An 18,090-nucleotide genomic window follows, 5' to 3' on the forward strand; every position below is an offset into this window, starting at 1 on the left:
TTCACTAATATAAAATGAAAAGCGAAAAAGCTACACTGTAAAATATTTAAAAAGGAAAAACCGGATGATGTCATAAATCTTAGCCCTTTTACTATTTTACCTTTTGCCGTTTCGCTAAAAAAAGCAGAAAGGGTACCAATGAATTATACAGTACAACACATTGCAGAGATCACCAATTCACAGTTCATTGGTGACGGAAGTTTATTGATCAAAAATATAGCATACGACAGCAGGATTATTTATTCTATCAAGAATACAGCTTTCATTGCGATCAATACTCACAAAAATTCCGGTGAAAAATTTATTGAGTCTGCAATGGACAAGGGAATCAATGTCATTATTTCTGAACATCATTATCCGGCGTTTGAAAATATAACCTGGATCATTGTTGAAAATTCTGTAGAGTTTCTTCAAAAGTTAGCAAAGTATCATTTTGAACATTCTCATTTACAATCCATCGGGATTACGGGAAGTAATGGTAAAACTATATTAAAAGAATGGCTCTATCAATGTCTGTGGAATGAATTTCCTACAGTGAAAAGCCCTAAGAGTTTTAATTCCCAGATCGGCCTTCCGCTGTCTCTTCTTCAAATCAACAATTCTCATCAACTGGGAATTTTTGAAGTGGGAATTTCAAAACCGCATGAAATGGAAAAACTTGAAAATATTTTCCACCCTCAGATCGGACTGCTCACGCATATCGGAACTGCTCACGCGGCCAACTTTTCTTCCGAGGAAGAATTGATTAATGAAAAAATTATTCTTTTCAAAAATTCTGAAGTGATCATTTATAATGGAGATAATTTTTTGGTTGATCAAAAAATTAAAAAATCCTATTCTGATAAAAAATTAATTTCTTACGGTTTTAAAAAAGAGAATCAGGTTTTCATCAAAAACAATATTTCCAAAGATGAAAACATCATTGTTGAATATTTGGGTGAAGAAATCAGTTTTCCTGCGCATCAGAGAGACGAAGCTACATTAACCAATGCTATGGCGCTTATCTCCGTGCTTAAGGAACTGAATATCGAAAATAAAAAGATCGTTGAAAAAATCAACCTTTTAAAAGCCGTTGAAATGAGGCTTGAAGCCATTGAAGGAATTAAAGGCAATATTATCATCAATGATTCTTTTAATCTTGACCTCGACTCTTTGAAGACTGCCCTGCAGTTTTTGAATGAATACAACAAATCTAAAAAATCACTGGTCTTAACAGATATTGTAGGAGTAAACTCCAACGCCAAAGAATTATATGAAGAAGTTTCTGAACTGGTGAATGAGCAAAATTTTGACTCTGTCTTCTTAATTGGTGATGAAATATCAAACTTTAGTGAATTATTTAAAACTAAAACATATACTTTTATTGATACTAAAGAGCTCATTGAAAGCAAACATCTTACTGAAATAGAAAATCAGATTATTCTGCTCAAAGGAGCCAGAAAATTTGAGATCGAAAAACTGAAAGATATTCTTGAACTCAGAAAGCATGATACGGTATTGGAAGTAAACCTTAATGCAATTCTTCACAATATCAACTATCATAAATCATTGCTGAAGCCGGGAACTAAAATGATGGCAATGGTGAAAGCCAACGCTTACGGGCTGGGAAGCTTTGAAGTATCAGAATTTCTTCAGCATCATCATATAGATTATCTTGGGGTAGCCTATGCAGATGAAGGTGTAGAGCTCAGAAAAAAAGGAATCACTACTCCTATTATTGTGATGAATCCCGAACAGCACAGTTATCAGACAATTATTGAATACAACCTTGAACCTGAAATCTACAGTTTCAGAGTTTTGGAATTATTCTATGAAGCGGTTCAGAAATCCGGATATGATAAGAAGTATCCAATCCATATCAAGTTGGAAACGGGAATGCACCGTCTTGGTTTTAAAGACTTTGAGCTGGATCAATTAAACGAAACTTTAAGCCATAAAAATGTAAAGGTTCAAAGTATGTTCAGTCATCTATCTTCTTCTGATATGCCTGAAGAAAAAGAATTCACTTTAAAACAACTGGAGGTTTTCGAAAAAAATTCCAGCTATCTTATTGAAAAATTAGGCTACACTCCTATACGCCACATCCTGAATTCAGCAGGAATCACAAGCTATAAAGATCATCAGCATGACATGGTAAGAATTGGTATCGGAATGCTTGGAGAATCTGCAGATCCTGAAATTCAGAAACAATTACGATCTGTGGTAAGCTTTAAAACCGTAATTTCACAGATATCAACCGTTGAAAATGGTGAATCTGTAGGCTACAGCAGAAGATATAAAGCAGATCATCCTACAAGAATTGCAACGATTCCTGTAGGATATGCAGACGGAATTCCAAGACTGATCGGAAATCAGGTAGGAAATGTCGGAATTAATAAAACACTGGCACCCATCGTTGGAAATATCTGCATGGATATGATGATGATTAATGTAGACCATATTCCCAACGTAAAAGAAGGTGATACCGTAACTGTTTTCAACGCCAAACCAAGCTTAAAAGAATTCGCAGGATACTGCAAAACGATAACCTATGAAGTATTAACCTCCATTTCCCCGCGGGTGAAACGGATTTATATAAAAGATTAACTATGAGAAAACTCCTGATTCTGCTTTTCATATTCCCACTGTTATTGATCCATTCTCAGGTAAAAAAAAATCTGGTAATTCCGAAGAATCCAAAAATAGGCCTGTCTCTGGCCGGTGGCGGAGCCAAAGGATTTTCACATGTTGGAGTTCTTAAAGTGCTGGATTCATTGGGAGTGAAAGTGGATTACATTTCCGGAACGAGTATGGGAGCCATCGTAGGCGGATTGTACGCCGCAGGCTATTCCGGAAAAGAAATAGAAAAAATAGTCATGGATACGGATTTCTATTCTCTTATTATGGATCCAAAGTCCCGGCAGGAAGCCAGCTTTTTCAATAAATCTGTAGACAAATATCTTTTATCCATTCCGCTCAAAAACGGTAAAATCACACTTCCTTCCTCTATCAGTACCGGACAAAGAAATGTTTATCTTCTGAAAGAACTTTTTAAAAACGTTTCCAATATTGAGGACTTTTCCAAAATGCCTATTCCTTTCCTTTGTGTCGCTACCAATCTTGAAAGCGGCAATATGCAGATTTTTGAAAAGGGAGATCTCGTACAGTCTATTATGGCGAGTTCTGCGTTCCCTTCTTTAATGGATCCGGTAAAAATTGGGGACAGCATTTATATTGACGGAGCGATGACGGTAAACTACCCCTCAAAGCCTTTAAAGGACAAAGGAATTGACATCGTCATTGGTGTGGACCTTAATCAGGATCTTTCTAAAAGAGAAGATTTAAACAATATTATAGCCATTCTGAACCAGGTCATAGATTTCGGTATCAAAAGAGATACCCGAAGACAATACAGATATACAGATATCAATATTAAACCCAATCTGAAAGGGATGTCCGCTACAAGCTACGATGATAAAAAGAAAATTCTGGACAGCGGATATGTGGAAGGTATGAAATATTCCCAGGTATTAGACCAGCTGCCAAAGAGATCATTTGACCGCCTCAGACAACAGGTGAACCCTATATATTCCAATGTTTATAAAATAGACAGTATTTCCATTGAAGGAAGCAAAATTTATGGTAAAAACTACACGCTGGGAAAAATGGGATTACGCCTTCCCTCTTTGCAGACCTATGGAAGCATTAATAAAATGATAGATAAACTGGTTGCTACCAACAACTACAAATTTATCAATTATGATATCGTTCAGGAGAATGACGCCAATTATCTGAAGCTTTACGTAACTGAAGATGATGCCCGTCATTTTTTAAAATTCGGATTGCATTATGACGAAGTTTTTAAAACGGGACTTCTTTTGAATTATTCTGCAAAAAGGCTTTTATTCAAAAATTCAAACCTTTCGGTTGATCTCGTTGTAGGAGACCGTCTCAGATATTACCTTAATTATTTTGTAGATAACGGATACATTCCGGGAGTTGGGCTCTATTCATCAGGAATGAGCTTTGATATAAAGAATGTAGATAATTATGTAGTAGACCGCTGGGAATGGATCAGAAATGAAGCTTATATACAGTCGACCTGGAAGGATAAATTTGCCATTGGCGGCGGTATTAGCCACGATTATTTTAAAGCAGAAAACAGCAATGGAGATAACAGGCGATACAGCCGTTTTCTGAACCCTTATGTTTTTATTAAGACCGACACTCAGGATGATAAGGAATTCCCTACAAAAGGGGTTTATTTTGCAGCAGAAGGAAAGGTTGTAGATCTTTTAAAGTCTGAAGTTGATAAAAGAATCATTCAGATCAAAGCGGACCTTAAGCTTAATATTCCGCTTAGCAAACAATTCAGCTATCGTCTCAATCTGTTTGGAGGAGTTACTATCGGTGAAAACCTTCCAGGCTATTACCAATACAGATTAGGCGGAATTTTTGAGCAGAATCTCATCAATTTTAAAAGCTTTGGTGGATTTTATTTCGCCCAGTTGTATACAAACAATGTAATACTGGCATCTAATGATATCCAGTTTAAGTTTAATAAAAACTATTTTATCAGCGGAAACTTTACCTTTGCCAACTTATCAAACGATATCAAGTTTGAGGATGCAGTTAAAGTAAATTATAGCTCACTGGGAATTACAGCTGGTTACAAATCTCCTTTCGGGCAGATAAAAGTAAACTTCAGCCACTCCCTAAAAAATAACCAAAAAGGTATATTCAGTGTTATTTTAGGACACTGGTTTTAAAAAAAATGATACAGTTCTTTTACGAAAACTTACCAGAGTCGGTAAGTACAGATTACAAAAAATGGCTGGAAGATCTTATTCTTTCAGAAGGAAAAAAATTAGGAGAAATCAATTACATTTTCTGTGATGACGAATATCTTCTTAAGATCAATCAGGATTATTTGCAGCATGATTATTATACAGATATCATCACTTTTGATTATGTAAAAGGTAAGACAATAAGCGCTGAGATTTTCGTATCTTTGCAGCGCATTTCTGATAACGCCTCTACCCTTTCCCGAGATTATGAAGAAGAATTAAGAAGGGTTTTAGCCCACGGTATTTTACACCTTGCAGGCTATAAAGATAAGACGGAAGAGGAAGAAAAAGAGATGCGGAGAATGGAAGATCTGTACCTGGATAAATACAGGGATTTAAAGTTTTAAAATTGAAGAATCACTTAAAGTCCCACATCTAAAGTACTCTATTCTAGCAACAATATAAGTTTACCTAGAGTACATTCTCCAAAAATGTTTCACGTGAAACATTGGTTATAAAGATAAGGTTTAAAGCTTAAAACAAGCGAGATAAAAATGATTTCAGAAATATATGATGTAATAGTAGTAGGTGCAGGACACGCAGGTTGTGAGGCAGCAGCAGCAGCAGCTAACCTGGGTTCAAAAACACTGCTTATTACAATGAATATGCAGACCATCGGACAGATGAGTTGCAACCCGGCAATGGGCGGAATCGCAAAAGGACAGATCGTAAGAGAGATTGATGCAATGGGAGGATATTCCGGAATTGTGGCAGACAAATCTGCGATCCAATTCAAAATGCTGAATCTTTCAAAAGGTCCTGCGATGTGGTCTCCGAGAACACAAAATGACAGAATGCTTTTTGCCGAAGAATGGCGTTTAGCATTAGAGAATACTCCCAATCTTGATTTCTTTCAGGATATGGTGAAACAACTGATTGTTGAAAATAATAAAGTAGCCGGAGTGGTTACTTCTTTAGGAATTGAGATTAAAGCAAAATCTGTAGTTCTTACAAACGGAACTTTTCTTAACGGATTAATCCATGTTGGAGATAAACAATTAGGAGGAGGAAGAATGGGTGAACCGAGAGCTTTTGGAATTACAGAACAACTGGTCACTTTAGGTTTCGAGGCAGGAAGAATGAAAACCGGTACTCCACCAAGAGTAGACGGAAGAAGTTTGGATTATTCAAAAATGGAAGAACAGAAAGGAGATGAAAATCCTCAAAAGTTCAGTTATCTTGACACTCCGAAACTAACAAAACAACTAAGCTGTCATATCGTATATACCAACGAAACGGTACACGATATTTTAAGAGAAGGTTTCGACAGAAGTCCAATGTTCAATGGAACGATTCAAAGTTTAGGCCCAAGATACTGTCCAAGCATTGAAGATAAAATTAACCGTTTCGCAGAAAGAAACAGACACCAGCTTTTCGTAGAACCGGAAGGATGGAAAACTGTGGAAATCTATGTCAACGGATTCAGTTCTTCTCTCCCGGAAGATGTACAGATCAAAGCGATGAAACATATACCAGGATTTGAAAATGTAAAAGTTTTCCGTCCGGGTTACGCTATTGAATATGATTACTTCCCTCCTACCCAATTGAAACATACGCTGGAAACTAAATTAATTGATAATTTATATTTCGCAGGACAGATCAATGGAACAACCGGATACGAAGAAGCAGCCGGCCAGGGATTAATTGCCGGAATCAATGCACATAATAAAGTACATGAAAAGGGAGATTTTATCCTAAACAGAGATGAAGCTTATATTGGAGTATTGATTGATGACTTAATCACAAAGGGAACTGAAGAACCTTATAGAATGTTTACTTCCCGTGCAGAATACAGACTCCTTTTAAGACAGGATAATGCCGATATCAGATTAACAGAAAAAGCATATCAGCTAGGACTGGCAAAAGAAGACAGATTAAGACGCGTCGAAACTAAAGTATCTGAAAGTCAATCACTTGAAGAATTCCTTCGAGAAACTTCTTTAAAACCAGGTATTATTAACCCTGTCCTGGAATCTATCGAAAGCAGCCCTGTTGATCAGGCGTACAGAGCAGCACAAATCCTTACCAGACCTAATATGACGTTAGAAAAACTGGATGAAATTGATTTTATTAAAGAAGTTTCTACCCAATATAATGATGAAGTAAGAGAGCAGGCAGAGATCAATATTAAGTATAAAGGATATATTGAGAAAGAAAAAGAAAACGTTGCAAAGCTGAATCGTCTGGAAAATATTAAAATTCCTGAAGATTTCGATTATACGAAGCTTTCCAGCCTTTCTGCAGAAGCAAAGCAGAAGATGTCTAACGTTCGTCCGAAGACTATTGCCCAGGCAGGAAGAATAAGTGGGGTTTCCCCAGCTGATATTAATGTTTTATTGGTTTATTTAGGTCGTTAATAAAAATGTTTCACGTGAAACATTAAAAAATAACAAACAAAAATTAAGGTATTTATAAGCGTAAAACACTTCTGAATATCTTAATTTTTTTATCATATAAAAGATATTTACTTCAATGAAAATAAAAGATCATTTTCTTTCACAGGAAATATTTGAAATTAAAGAAACAGAAACTAAAGGAGTTTTTAAAACTACTCCTATTCCATCCAATATTTCCAGATATTATGAAAGTGAAGATTATATTTCTCACCACCAGGATTCCGGAAGTTTAAAAGAGAAACTTTATAAATTTCTTCAGTCTTTTAATCTGCAGTATAAAAAAAATATACTGGTAGACAGAATAAAAAAAGGATCAAAAGTTTTGGACTATGGATGCGGCGCAGGAGAATTTGTAAAATATATTGAAAATGATTTTGAAACCTATGGATTTGAACCGGATTCTGATGCCAGAAAAGCAGCACAGGGAAAAATAACCAAGGCTTCTATTTTAGATGATATTAACAAAATTGAGGAAAATACCTTAGATGCTATTACACTATGGCATGTATTTGAGCACATCGAGAATCAGGACGAAATGCTTGCTGTTTTTCATCAAAAATTAAAAGAAAAAGGAATACTTGTTATTGCAGTACCCAACCCTACTTCCTATGATGCAAAACATTATAAAGAATATTGGGCCGCTTATGATGTTCCAAGACATATCTATCATTTTTCAAAGAACGGTATGGAAAACCTGATTTCCAAAAATCCTGACTGGAAAATGAGAAAGATCAAACCTTTGGTTCTTGATTCATATTATATCTCTATGTTGAGCGAAAAATACAAAAAATCACCCTTATTTTGGCTAAAAGCAGTGATCTTTGGAACAATTTCCAACGTAAAGGCATTATTTTCGAACGAATTTTCAAGTTTGATATACATTATCGAAAAAAGATAGAAAATCGATTTTTGACCTATTTATGAAGGTCAATTTTCAGCAATTTTAAACTTAAAAACAAAAAACTCAGGATTTTTTCTTCTGAGTTTTATTTTTTTATATCTATTCAATCAATAATTTCTTTACCAACTTTAAATGCATTTTTTTAATCTGATTATCTTTATTAAAATTAACAGACCTATCCCCTACTCTATTTTTAAAATATTCAAAGAACAATCCAAAATCAATCTAAAGTTGAAAATCACGTCACAATATTATACAATCTTTCTACGGGCATTAAAAGAGAAAAAAATATAAAAAAACAAATTATGAAAATAAAATTCCCCAAAAACAATAGTATTTCCTGCTAAAAATAAATCAGCATATAAATTCCCAAAAAAAACAGAAAATCGATTTTAAAGGCATTTATGAAGGTCAATTTTTCAGAGTTTCAGGCAAAAATAAAAACCAGCAGTCAGACAAGACATTTATTTTTAAATTGATTCAAAAGATGTAGGAAATGAAAATAAGAACTGCCCTACCCTTCTCATCAAGAATAATGACAAAATATAAAAATATCAGAAAACAATAAAGCGAGTTTGTAAAATTTTGTCAGAAATTAATTCTTAGAAAAATTTCAATGCTAAAAGTATTTCAAAAAACTACCTAATTTTTTCTTACTATAAATATCATAAGAAAATCTGGTAATTGGTTCATTTTACAGTACTTAAGAAATAATCAAAGCTAAATCAAACCATCTAAAAAACAAAATAAACAAGCTTATTTGTTGAAATTCAATAAAATACAGAGTCTTCACGATTATATGAAATAAGTTAGATATAAAATATTGTTTTAAGCAAGAAAGAAAAAGTAAATCTACCCTATTTCAAAAATAAAATCTATAGTTCAGTAATTAGGTTACCTACACCTATGAAAAAACTACCTGAAAAATAAATATCAAAATAAAAAACTATCAAAACTGCTTTTAAAATAGAGATCTGTCATCGGGTAAAATTTACCAGAAAATTGATCAATAAATTCCATTAACCTTTCTACAATTTTGATATTATAAAGCAAAAAAATGAGCCAATAATCTCCAAAAATTCTGTTTAAAGAATAGAAAAAAAAACAGTAAAATTCTGTAGATATCAAGCAAGATTCTGACAAGAGAAAATACTTTAAAATCCTAAGCAGTTGAAAGAGAATTCAATTTAATCACATATAACTAAAAGTTATATCTAAAATACAATGGAAATACCGATCAATAAAGGATTTTCTATATATTTCAGAAATAAAAAAAGCCTGCTAATTTAATTAGCAGGCTTTACAATATCTTGTCTTTTCTATTAATTATTGATTGCTGCTACCCCTGGTAACTCAAGTCCTTCAAGACTTTCAAGCATTGCTCCACCGCCGGTAGAAACATAACTTACCTGATCAGCATATCCGAATTGCTTAACAAAAGCAACACTGTCACCTCCTCCAACTAAAGAGAAAGCACCAAGTCTTGTTGCTTCAGCAATACTCTCTCCTAAAGCAACTGTACCACCAGCAAAGTTTGACATTTCAAAAACCCCGATAGGCCCGTTCCAAAGAATAGTCCTTGAATTCAACAATACATCATTAAACTGATCTCTCGATTTGTGACCCGCATCAAGTCCCATCCATCCTTCAGGGATTGCATAGATATCAGCTTCTTTTCTCTCCACATCATTACTAAAGCTTTCAGCAATGATAGCATCAGAAGGAAGATATACTTTTACTTTATGCTCTTTAGCTTTTCCTAAAATCTCAAGTGCCAAAGGAAGCTTATCTTCTTCTACAAGAGAATTACCAATTTTTCCTCCAAGTGCCTTAATAAAAGTAAATGCCATACCTCCACCAATGATCAGATTATCTACTGCAGGAAGAATATTTTCTATAATGGTAATTTTAGTTGAAACCTTAGAACCTCCTAAAATAGCTGTAACAGGTCTTTCCCCACTTTTCAATACTTTATCGATAGCCTGAAGCTCTTTAGCCATTAGCAAACCGAAATATTTAGTTGATGGAAAATACTGAGCGATTACTGCTGTGGAAGCATGAGCTCTGTGCGCTGTACCAAATGCATCATTTACATAAGCATCTCCTAACTTTGCAAGTTTCTCCGCAAATGCAGCATCCCCTTTTTCTTCTTCATTATGAAAACGTACATTTTCCAATAATAAGATTTCCCCAGGTTTTAAATCGGCAGCTGCCTGCTCTGCTTTCTCTCCGATACATTCATCCACAAACTTTACTTCCTGTCCTAAAACAGAAGAAACTTCGCCTACAATATGTTTAAGGGAAAATTCATCTTTAACCTCTCCCTTAGGTCTTCCAAGGTGTGTAATTAAGATGACAGAACCACCATCATTAAGGATCTTCTCCACTGTAGGTTTCACAGCAACAATTCTTGTATTGTCTGTCACTTTCAGTTGATCATCCTGCGGAACATTGAAGTCCACTCTTACCAGAGCCTTCTTATCTTTAAAATTAAGATCATTGATTGTTTTCATAAATAGATTTATTTTTTGCTAAGCCTTATGAGACCGTCCTGCAGAAATCCGTTTTAGCTTTTGGTAAAATCTCGCAAGAACAATTTCATAAATCTCATTGAATTTTTGTTTCACAAATGTAAGGTTTTAAACTTTTTCAACAGTTTGATTAAAATAAAAGTTTTCAAAAACTTTCCCCGAACCCAATCACCCATTAATCAACAATTTTTTCTCTTTTTAAAAAAAAAATAATGTAGTTGTTGTTGAGTGTTGTGAATTTCGGGGATAAGTTTTATGATAATAATTGATAACATTCAACTTGTATCTAATTCATATTTAACTCACAATATAAATTCCTGTAAACCCGCTATTTCAAACACTTATTAACAAATGTTGATAACTTTGAAATGAAGCCGTTATTAGTTATTTTATTATGGAAAAATCTGGGGATAGCTGAAGAAAACATCTGGAAAGTTGTGGTAAAAATCTTCGGAAAGAATTTCTATTACGAAATAAATTGATCTTTAAAAATAGAAAGTTGAGAAAAGTTTTCCACAGTTATTCACATACCTTTTCACAATTAACTCAGGGTTTACTAACACGAATTGTTATTATTCTTACCTTTGTAAGGAAATAGAATCTAATAAAGCTTAATAAGAGTATTATGAAAAGAAAAATTGCGATCGCAGCAGACCATGCCGGCTATGAATATAAGGAGATTGTTAAGAACTACCTTTCAGAAAGGTTTGAAGTTCAGGATTTTGGAACGTTTTCCACAAACAGTGTGGATTATCCGGACTTTGTACACCCTGCCGCAACCTCTGTGGAAAACGGAGAAAATGAGCTGGGAATCCTGATCTGTGGAAGCGGAAACGGAGTTCAGATCACTGCGAACAAACACCAGAAAATAAGATGTGCTTTGTGCTGGATGCCGGAGATTGCAACACTGGCAAGACAGCATAATGATGCCAATATGATTTCACTGCCGGCAAGATTTATAGCTAAAGAACTGGCGCTGGAAATTGTAGATCAATTTCTTTCAACAGACTTCGAAGGTGGAAGACACCAGAACAGAGTTGACAAAATTGCATTTTGCTAAATAAATAAAATAAGGCTTGTAAATCACTTTGCAAGCCTTATTTATTTTTTATTCGTACATTTGCAGTGTCCGATAGAAATTTATACTCTATTTTTCTCCAAAGCCTTTCTTATATTTGAAATATATTAATAGAAGGTTTTTCTCTTTTCTTCTCCAGAATTGTATTAAATTTATACAAAACTAAAGCTCCCGTTGTAAGTAAACTGAAAGATAATTTCTGATGATTTACGGAAAGATTCTAATGATGAAATTGAATGACCTTATACAAAGGAACGAATAAGGAAGATTTAGAAAAAGGTTTTATTTGAGATAAGACCAAAACAATTAAAAGAAAATTAAAATGCCAAAAAAAAGAAAATATATAAGTCATAAAAATGATTTAAAAATGATGGAGATCGGAAGAATGATCCTCCGTTTTATGAATGCAAATTCATCCAAAATTTATAATTATAAGCAGATCGCTGACGGAATAGATTACAAAAATCCAAGACAAAGAGAACTTGTGATCCAGGCACTGCATAAACTTCAGGGATCTGAAAAGATTAAAGAAGTGGAAAAAGGAAAGTATATCGTGAACCTGAAAATCGCAGGAACGCTTACCGGAACTATTGATTTCAACCAAAGTGGAAATGCTTATGTAAGTGTGGAAGGATTGGAAGATGATGTCTTCGTTCATTCCAAAAATGTGAAGGATGCGCTGCAGGGAGATAAGGTTCTTATTATAACTTATCATTATAAAGGAAAGAAGCTGGAAGGCTCTGTCCTGGAAGTTTTGGAGCGTACCAGAACAGAATTTGTAGGAACATTTCAGAAGGTTACCCACAAGGAATTTGGATTTGTGGTTTGTGATAAAAAAACAATCAACACAGATATCTTTATTCCGAAAGGAAAGTTCAACAATGCTGAAGATGGTGATAAGGTCATTGTAAAAATGACAGAATGGAGGCCGGGTGACAAAAATCCGGAAGGAGAAATCATTCAGGTGCTGGGTGCTCCGGGAGAACATGAAACAGAAATCCACTCTATTCTTGCAGAATATGGTCTTCCTTATGAGTTTCCACCGGAAGTAGAAGCAGACGCAGATAAAATCGACAGAAGCATCACAGATGAAGAAGTTGCAAAACGCTGGGATATGCGTGATATCTGTACTTTTACGATTGATCCTAAGGATGCGAAGGATTTTGATGATGCTTTATCTATAAGAAAGCTTGAAAACGGAAACTGGGAAATCGGGGTTCATATTGCAGACGTATCCCATTATGTAGTTCCGGGAACTATTCTGGATGATGAAGCTTATCAGAGAGCCACTTCGGTATATCTTGTTGACAGGGTTGTGCCGATGCTGCCGGAAGTATTGAGTAATGATGTCTGTTCACTTCGTCCCCATGAAGATAAATATACTTTTTCTGCAGTTTTTGAACTGAATGATAATGCTGAAATTCAAAAGCAGTGGTTCGGAAGAACGGTTATTCATTCAGACAGAAGATTTACTTATGAGGAAGCGCAGGAGCGTATCGAAACCGGACAGGGAGATCTGGCTGAAGAGATCAATACACTTGATAAGCTGGCCAAAATAATGCGTCATGAACGTGTGAGAAAAGGAGCCATTACTTTTGACAGAAGTGAAGTAAGATTCAATCTTGATGAAAATAATGAGCCGGTTGGGGTTTACTTTAAAATCAGTAAAGATTCCAATCACCTGATCGAAGAATTCATGCTTTTAGCCAATAAAAAAGTATCAGAATTTGTATCCCTTTCAAGAAAAGGTGAGATCACCAACAATACATTTATTTACAGGGTACACGATGATCCGGATCCTGCAAAACTGGAATCGTTGAGAGACTTCGTTGCTACTTTCGGATATAAAATGGATTTGGCCAATACCAAAAAAGTGGCTGCGTCTTTGAATAAACTTCTTCATGATGTAAAAGGAAAAGGGGAAGAAAATATGATTGAAACCCTTGCGATGAGAAGTATGAGCAAAGCGGTGTATTCTACAGAACCAATCGGTCACTATGGTTTAGGTTTTGAGTATTACAGTCACTTCACCTCTCCTATCCGTCGTTATCCCGATTTGCTGGCACACCGTCTTCTTCAGCATTATCTGGATGGAGGAAAATCTCCAAACAGAGGTGAGCTTGAAGAAAAGGCAAAACACTGCAGTGCTATGGAAAGATTGGCAGCAGATGCGGAAAGAGATTCCATTAAGTACATGCAGGTGAAATTCATGGAAAAACATCTGGGAGAAACATTCAGTGGAGTAATTTCCGGAGTGGCAGAGTTTGGTTTCTGGGTTGAAATTCCTGAGAATGGTGCTGAAGGTTTGATCAAATTAAGAGACCTTGTGGATGATTCCTATATGTATGATGCGAAAACCCATGCTGTATACGGAATAAGACATGGAAATAAATACCAGCTTGGAGATGAAGTTCAGATTAAGGTGGTGAAAGCCAATCTGATTCAGAAGCAGCTTGACTTCCAGATTGTGAAGTAAAGAATTAAGTCTTTAAGAAGACTGTTGATAAAATTATAAAGGCTGATGTGTTACCAAACCGTCAGCCTTTTATTTTCTAAATGTAAAAAGTATGAAATGTACTCTCCTCTACTCTCCTATTTCTTAATAAAAAATTACATTAAACTCTTATTAATATCCACTTGATATATCACAACTTTATTGAATAATTAAATCATAAAGTCTAACTTTGTATTAAACGAAATGAATTTTATTCATTTTAAAATACTACTTAATGCTAGAACTTGTACTATCTGCCGTCATATTAGGATTTATGCTAAGCCTGGTTTTCATAGGACCTATTTTTTTCCTGCTTATTGAAACCAGCTTTTCCAGAGGCCCCAGACATGCCTTGTCTCTGGATCTTGGCGTCATTACAGCAGATTTATTATGCATTGTAGCAGCCTATTATGCCAGTACAGATATTGTAACGTTAATAGATAAACATCCGGGATTCTACAGGATCACTTCTATTCTTATTTTTGTCTACGGGATTGTGATGCTGGTGACCAAAACAAAAATGCATATGCCCGGCGAAGAAAGGATTATTGGACAGAATTATATTAAGACATTTTTCAATGGTTTTTTCTTTAACCTTCTCAATGTGGGAGTCATTCTTTTCTGGCTGGTAACGGTAATTTCCGTAAGGAATCAATATCCGGACACCAGCAGTTTTGTTTTATACATCAGCATAGTTCTGGCCACTTACCTTTCTATAGATCTTGCCAAGATATTTCTTGCCAAGCAGTTTCATGATAAATTAACACAAAAACTGGCCAACCAGATCAGAAGAGTTGTTGGCTGTATTCTCATTATCTTCAGTTTCTTTATTTTCCTGCAGAGTTTCAAAAAATTCAATCAGTTTGAAAGACAACTGGAGGAAGCAGAAAAGAAAGAAGTAAAATATCAAAAAGCAAAATGAAAAAAATGATCTTTCCAAAGTCTCTTAAAAAAGGAGACAAAATAGCTGTTATTTCCCCTGCAGGAGCTGTAGATGCCACTCAACTGGAAAAGGGAATAGAAATGATTAAAAGCAGAGGTTTTGAACCCGTTCCCGGAGAACATCTCTACACTAAATTTTCAAACGGATATAATTATGCCGGAACAGAAAAGGAAAGAGCAAAAGATATCAACTGGGCTTTTAACGATAAGGAAATAAAAGCTGTATGGGCTTCAAGAGGAGGCTATGGTTGCCAGCATCTTATTCAGCATCTGAAGCTGAAAAATTTCTCAGAAAACCCGAAATGGTATATTGGATATTCTGATAATACAGTTATCCAAAGTTATCTGATGAAAAAAGGTTTTGTTTCCATCCATGGACAAACCATCAAAACATCCAGCTTTGGAGTTACCGGAGAAAGTTATGATCTTATTTTCGATATCCTGAAAGGGGAAAAGCCAAAATACAGCCTTAAATCTCACCCATTCAATAAAAAGGGGAATATTCAGGGAGAACTGGTCGGAGGGAATTTAGCCCTTATCTATGCCCTTCTTGGAACCAAATATTCATTTGACTTTAAAGACAAGATTCTGTTTATTGAAGATATCGGGGAAAACTTCTATGCACTGGACCGTATGATCATGAGTCTGGAGCTGGCAGGTGTTTTCAATAAAATCAAAGGATTGATTGTTGGTGGAATGACCAATATGGGTGATGAAAAGGAAAATCAAAGCTATGATGAAAGTTTTGATGAGTTCGTTTATAAACTGATCTCAGACAGAATTTCAAAATATAAATTTCCCGTAGTGTTTGCTTTCCCGAATGGACATATTAAGGACAACAGACCCCTTTTAATTGGTGCCAACGTGAAAATGAAAGTGGATGCTAATGTAAAAATAGATTTTTAAGGCACTACTACTCTCCCATCTCCAGACTCTTAACTATAAACTATGGCTCATCACAATGATTTTGGAAAAATAGCAGAGAATCTCGCTGCTGATTATCTTCAGAAAAATGGCTATAAAATTAAGGCCAGAAACTTTCGTTTTAAGCAAAACGAAATTGATATCATTGCTGAAAAAGATAATCTGATTATTATCGTGGAAGTGAAAGCAAGATCCACCGATGCGTTCATCCTTCCTCAGGAAGCTGTAACCAAAACAAAGATAAAATCTATTGTTTCTGCAGCTAATCATTATCTGGAGGAATGTAATAACGATCAGGAAGCCAGGTTTGACATTATTTCTGTTCTTCCCGATGAAAACAAAAATTTAGTAATTGACCATATCAAAGATGCTTTTCAGTCTTTTGATGCGAATTAATAAATCAATACAACAATGTTTGAATGTAACAGAATCATGACATTGATAGAGGAGTGCATTCGGACATTTAACAACCAATTTTATGAAGACAATATTAATCACCGGTGCAACTTCCGGTATAGGTAAAGCCACTGCAGAGCTTCTTGCAAAGCAAGGAAACAGAATTATTATTTGTGGAAGGAGAAGTGAGGTGCTGGAGTCTGTAAAAACAGAACTTTCTCAATACACCGAAATATTTAGTTTAATATATGATGTAAGAAATCTTGAAGAAGTGGAAGCAGCCATTAATTCTCTTCCTGAGAACTGGAAAGATATTGATGTTCTGATTAATAATGCCGGCAATGCTCATGGGTTAGATCCTCTCTCTGCTGGTAAGACGGACGACTGGGATTCTATGATTGACGGAAATGTGAAGGGATTACTGTATGTTTCCAAAATGATCATTCCAACTATGAAAACTAAAAATTTAGGTCATATTGTAAATATCAGTTCTGTAGCAGCAAGACAAACCTATGTGAATGGAGTAGTGTACTGTGCAACGAAGAAAGCAGTAGACGTTATTTCGGAAGGGATGAGATTGGAGCTTACGGAATTTGGAATCAAAGTAACCAACATCCAGCCGGGCGCTGTAGAAACAGATTTCTCTCTGGTAAGATTCAAGGGAGATAGTGAAAAAGCTTCAACGGTTTATGAAGGTTATGATGCTCTGAAGGCGGAAGATATTGCTGATGCTATTGCTTACTGTGTGAACGCACCGAAACACGTTACCATTTCAGATATGACCATCTATCCAAGTGCTCAGGCTGAACCAAGAACGATTTATAGAAAATAGTCCAAAATAATGGAGTAAATTTGTAGAATATTATAAAGCGATTTTGCTTTTCGCGATTTTGCTGTTTAGCTTTAAAACAAAAAAATGAAAATTCTATATCTGGAAACATCATCGAAAAACTGTTCAGTAGCCATATCAGATAATGAGAAGTTATTGTGCCTTTGTGAAGAAGTTTCTGAAAACTATAAACAGTCTGAAAGTCTTCACACTTATGTAGAGTGGGCATTGGAAGGAGCGGGGATAGCGCTTAAAGATATCGAAGCCGTTTCTTTAGGAAAAGGTCCCGGATCTTATACCGGCCTAAGAATCGGAGCAGCCTCAGCTAAAGGGTTTTGTTATGGACTCAGGGTGCCTCTGGTAGCAGTGAATTCTCTTGAAAGCATGATAGAGCCTTTTTTAGGCGATAACTATGACTTCGTTATCCCTTTGATCGATGCAAGGAGAATGGAGGTTTATACGGCCGTTTATGACGGTAAAACAGGGGAGGAGTTATCCAATACCGAAGCCAAGATTCTGGATGAAACATCTTTTAAAGAATTTAAAGATAAAAAAGTTCTGTTTATAGGGGATGGCGCTAAAAAAGCAAAAGAGATCGTAAATCTTCCGGATGCAGTTTTTAATGAAAACGTTTATCCGTCTTCCCAATATCTGATCAGAAAAACGCTGGAGAAAATAGAAAATAAAGAATTTGAAGATATGGCTTATTTTGAGCCTTTCTATCTGAAGGACTTCCACGGAGTAAAGAAAAAGAAAAGCGAAGAATAAATCTT

The 18,090-nt window shown here is 35.3% G+C and carries 13 protein-coding genes; 12 read left to right on the plus strand and 1 reads right to left on the minus strand.

Translation table 11 applies throughout. The features are described 5' to 3' along the window. Positions 1-138 precede the first annotated feature (138 nt). From JNG87_RS05150 to JNG87_RS05170, 5 genes are all read left to right on the plus strand, one after another. Positions 139-2,586 (plus strand): bifunctional UDP-N-acetylmuramoyl-tripeptide:D-alanyl-D-alanine ligase/alanine racemase, encoded by a 2,448-nt coding sequence (locus tag JNG87_RS05150; protein WP_202842154.1) that lies wholly within the window; start codon positions 139-141, stop codon positions 2,584-2,586. Between the two features lie 2 nt (positions 2,587-2,588). Beyond that, positions 2,589-4,748: a patatin-like phospholipase family protein gene (locus JNG87_RS05155; RefSeq protein ID WP_110008959.1), complete on the plus strand. Its 2,160-nt coding sequence runs from the start codon at positions 2,589-2,591 to the stop codon at positions 4,746-4,748. Between the two features lie 5 nt (positions 4,749-4,753). Then, the gene (gene ybeY, locus JNG87_RS05160) at positions 4,754-5,173 is read left to right on the plus strand and encodes an rRNA maturation RNase YbeY (RefSeq protein WP_034694045.1); all 420 of its coding nucleotides are present in this window, start codon (positions 4,754-4,756) and stop codon (positions 5,171-5,173) included. Between the two features lie 147 nt (positions 5,174-5,320). Beyond that, positions 5,321-7,183, plus strand: coding sequence for a tRNA uridine-5-carboxymethylaminomethyl(34) synthesis enzyme MnmG (gene mnmG / locus JNG87_RS05165; RefSeq protein ID WP_120232317.1), 1,863 nt, complete (start codon positions 5,321-5,323; stop codon positions 7,181-7,183). A gap of 115 nt (positions 7,184-7,298) precedes the next feature. After that, on the plus strand, positions 7,299-8,120 hold the full coding sequence (locus tag JNG87_RS05170; RefSeq protein ID WP_202842156.1) for a class I SAM-dependent methyltransferase: 822 nt from the start codon (positions 7,299-7,301) through the stop codon (positions 8,118-8,120). Between the two features lie 1,325 nt (positions 8,121-9,445). Here JNG87_RS05170 and JNG87_RS05175 read toward each other — a convergent pair. After that, positions 9,446-10,636 carry a phosphoglycerate kinase gene (locus JNG87_RS05175; protein WP_202842158.1) on the minus strand — a complete coding sequence of 397 codons (1,191 nt, stop codon included), beginning with the start codon at positions 10,634-10,636 and terminating at the stop codon, positions 9,446-9,448. Positions 10,637-11,279: 643 nt separating this feature from the next. Between JNG87_RS05175 and rpiB the strand changes: the two genes are divergently transcribed. From rpiB to tsaB, 7 genes are all read left to right on the plus strand, one after another. Beyond that, positions 11,280-11,714 carry a ribose 5-phosphate isomerase B gene (gene rpiB / locus JNG87_RS05180; protein WP_202842160.1) on the plus strand — a complete coding sequence of 145 codons (435 nt, stop codon included), beginning with the start codon at positions 11,280-11,282 and terminating at the stop codon, positions 11,712-11,714. A gap of 340 nt (positions 11,715-12,054) precedes the next feature. After that, complete coding sequence (gene rnr, locus JNG87_RS05185) at positions 12,055-14,208, plus strand: ribonuclease R (RefSeq protein WP_202842162.1); 2,154 nt, start codon at positions 12,055-12,057, stop codon at positions 14,206-14,208. Between the two features lie 253 nt (positions 14,209-14,461). Continuing rightward, entirely contained in the window at positions 14,462-15,148 is a 687-nt protein-coding gene (locus JNG87_RS05190) for a LysE family translocator (protein ID WP_202842164.1), read from the plus strand. Continuing rightward, positions 15,145-16,074 (plus strand): LD-carboxypeptidase, encoded by a 930-nt coding sequence (locus tag JNG87_RS05195; protein ID WP_202842166.1) that lies wholly within the window; start codon positions 15,145-15,147, stop codon positions 16,072-16,074. The genes JNG87_RS05190 and JNG87_RS05195 overlap by 4 nt, the downstream gene beginning before the upstream one ends. 42 nt (positions 16,075-16,116) lie before the next feature. Then, the gene (locus JNG87_RS05200) at positions 16,117-16,488 is read left to right on the plus strand and encodes a YraN family protein (RefSeq protein WP_202842168.1); all 372 of its coding nucleotides are present in this window, start codon (positions 16,117-16,119) and stop codon (positions 16,486-16,488) included. A gap of 82 nt (positions 16,489-16,570) precedes the next feature. After that, on the plus strand, positions 16,571-17,320 hold the full coding sequence (locus JNG87_RS05205; protein ID WP_202842170.1) for an SDR family NAD(P)-dependent oxidoreductase: 750 nt from the start codon (positions 16,571-16,573) through the stop codon (positions 17,318-17,320). Between the two features lie 84 nt (positions 17,321-17,404). Then, positions 17,405-18,085 (plus strand): tRNA (adenosine(37)-N6)-threonylcarbamoyltransferase complex dimerization subunit type 1 TsaB, encoded by a 681-nt coding sequence (tsaB, locus tag JNG87_RS05210; RefSeq protein WP_202842172.1) that lies wholly within the window; start codon positions 17,405-17,407, stop codon positions 18,083-18,085. Positions 18,086-18,090: the final 5 nt, after the last annotated feature.

It is taken from the genome of Chryseobacterium cucumeris, assembly GCF_016775705.1.
Lineage (GTDB): Bacteria > Bacteroidota > Bacteroidia > Flavobacteriales > Weeksellaceae > Chryseobacterium > Chryseobacterium cupriresistens.

Coding starts and splice junctions, on each gene's coding strand:
- JNG87_RS05195 (WP_202842166.1), top strand. CDS start 15,145: ATGAAAAAAATGATCTTTCCAAAGTCTCTTAAAAAAGGAGACAAAATA.
- JNG87_RS05205 (WP_202842170.1), top strand. CDS start 16,571: ATGAAGACAATATTAATCACCGGTGCAACTTCCGGTATAGGTAAAGCC.
- JNG87_RS05175 (WP_202842158.1), bottom strand. CDS start 10,636: ATGAAAACAATCAATGATCTTAATTTTAAAGATAAGAAGGCTCTGGTA.
- JNG87_RS05190 (WP_202842164.1), top strand. CDS start 14,462: ATGCTAGAACTTGTACTATCTGCCGTCATATTAGGATTTATGCTAAGC.
- ybeY (WP_034694045.1), top strand. CDS start 4,754: ATGATACAGTTCTTTTACGAAAACTTACCAGAGTCGGTAAGTACAGAT.
- mnmG (WP_120232317.1), top strand. CDS start 5,321: ATGATTTCAGAAATATATGATGTAATAGTAGTAGGTGCAGGACACGCA.
- JNG87_RS05155 (WP_110008959.1), top strand. CDS start 2,589: ATGAGAAAACTCCTGATTCTGCTTTTCATATTCCCACTGTTATTGATC.
- rpiB (WP_202842160.1), top strand. CDS start 11,280: ATGAAAAGAAAAATTGCGATCGCAGCAGACCATGCCGGCTATGAATAT.
- JNG87_RS05150 (WP_202842154.1), top strand. CDS start 139: ATGAATTATACAGTACAACACATTGCAGAGATCACCAATTCACAGTTC.
- rnr (WP_202842162.1), top strand. CDS start 12,055: ATGCCAAAAAAAAGAAAATATATAAGTCATAAAAATGATTTAAAAATG.
- JNG87_RS05170 (WP_202842156.1), top strand. CDS start 7,299: ATGAAAATAAAAGATCATTTTCTTTCACAGGAAATATTTGAAATTAAA.
- tsaB (WP_202842172.1), top strand. CDS start 17,405: ATGAAAATTCTATATCTGGAAACATCATCGAAAAACTGTTCAGTAGCC.
- JNG87_RS05200 (WP_202842168.1), top strand. CDS start 16,117: ATGGCTCATCACAATGATTTTGGAAAAATAGCAGAGAATCTCGCTGCT.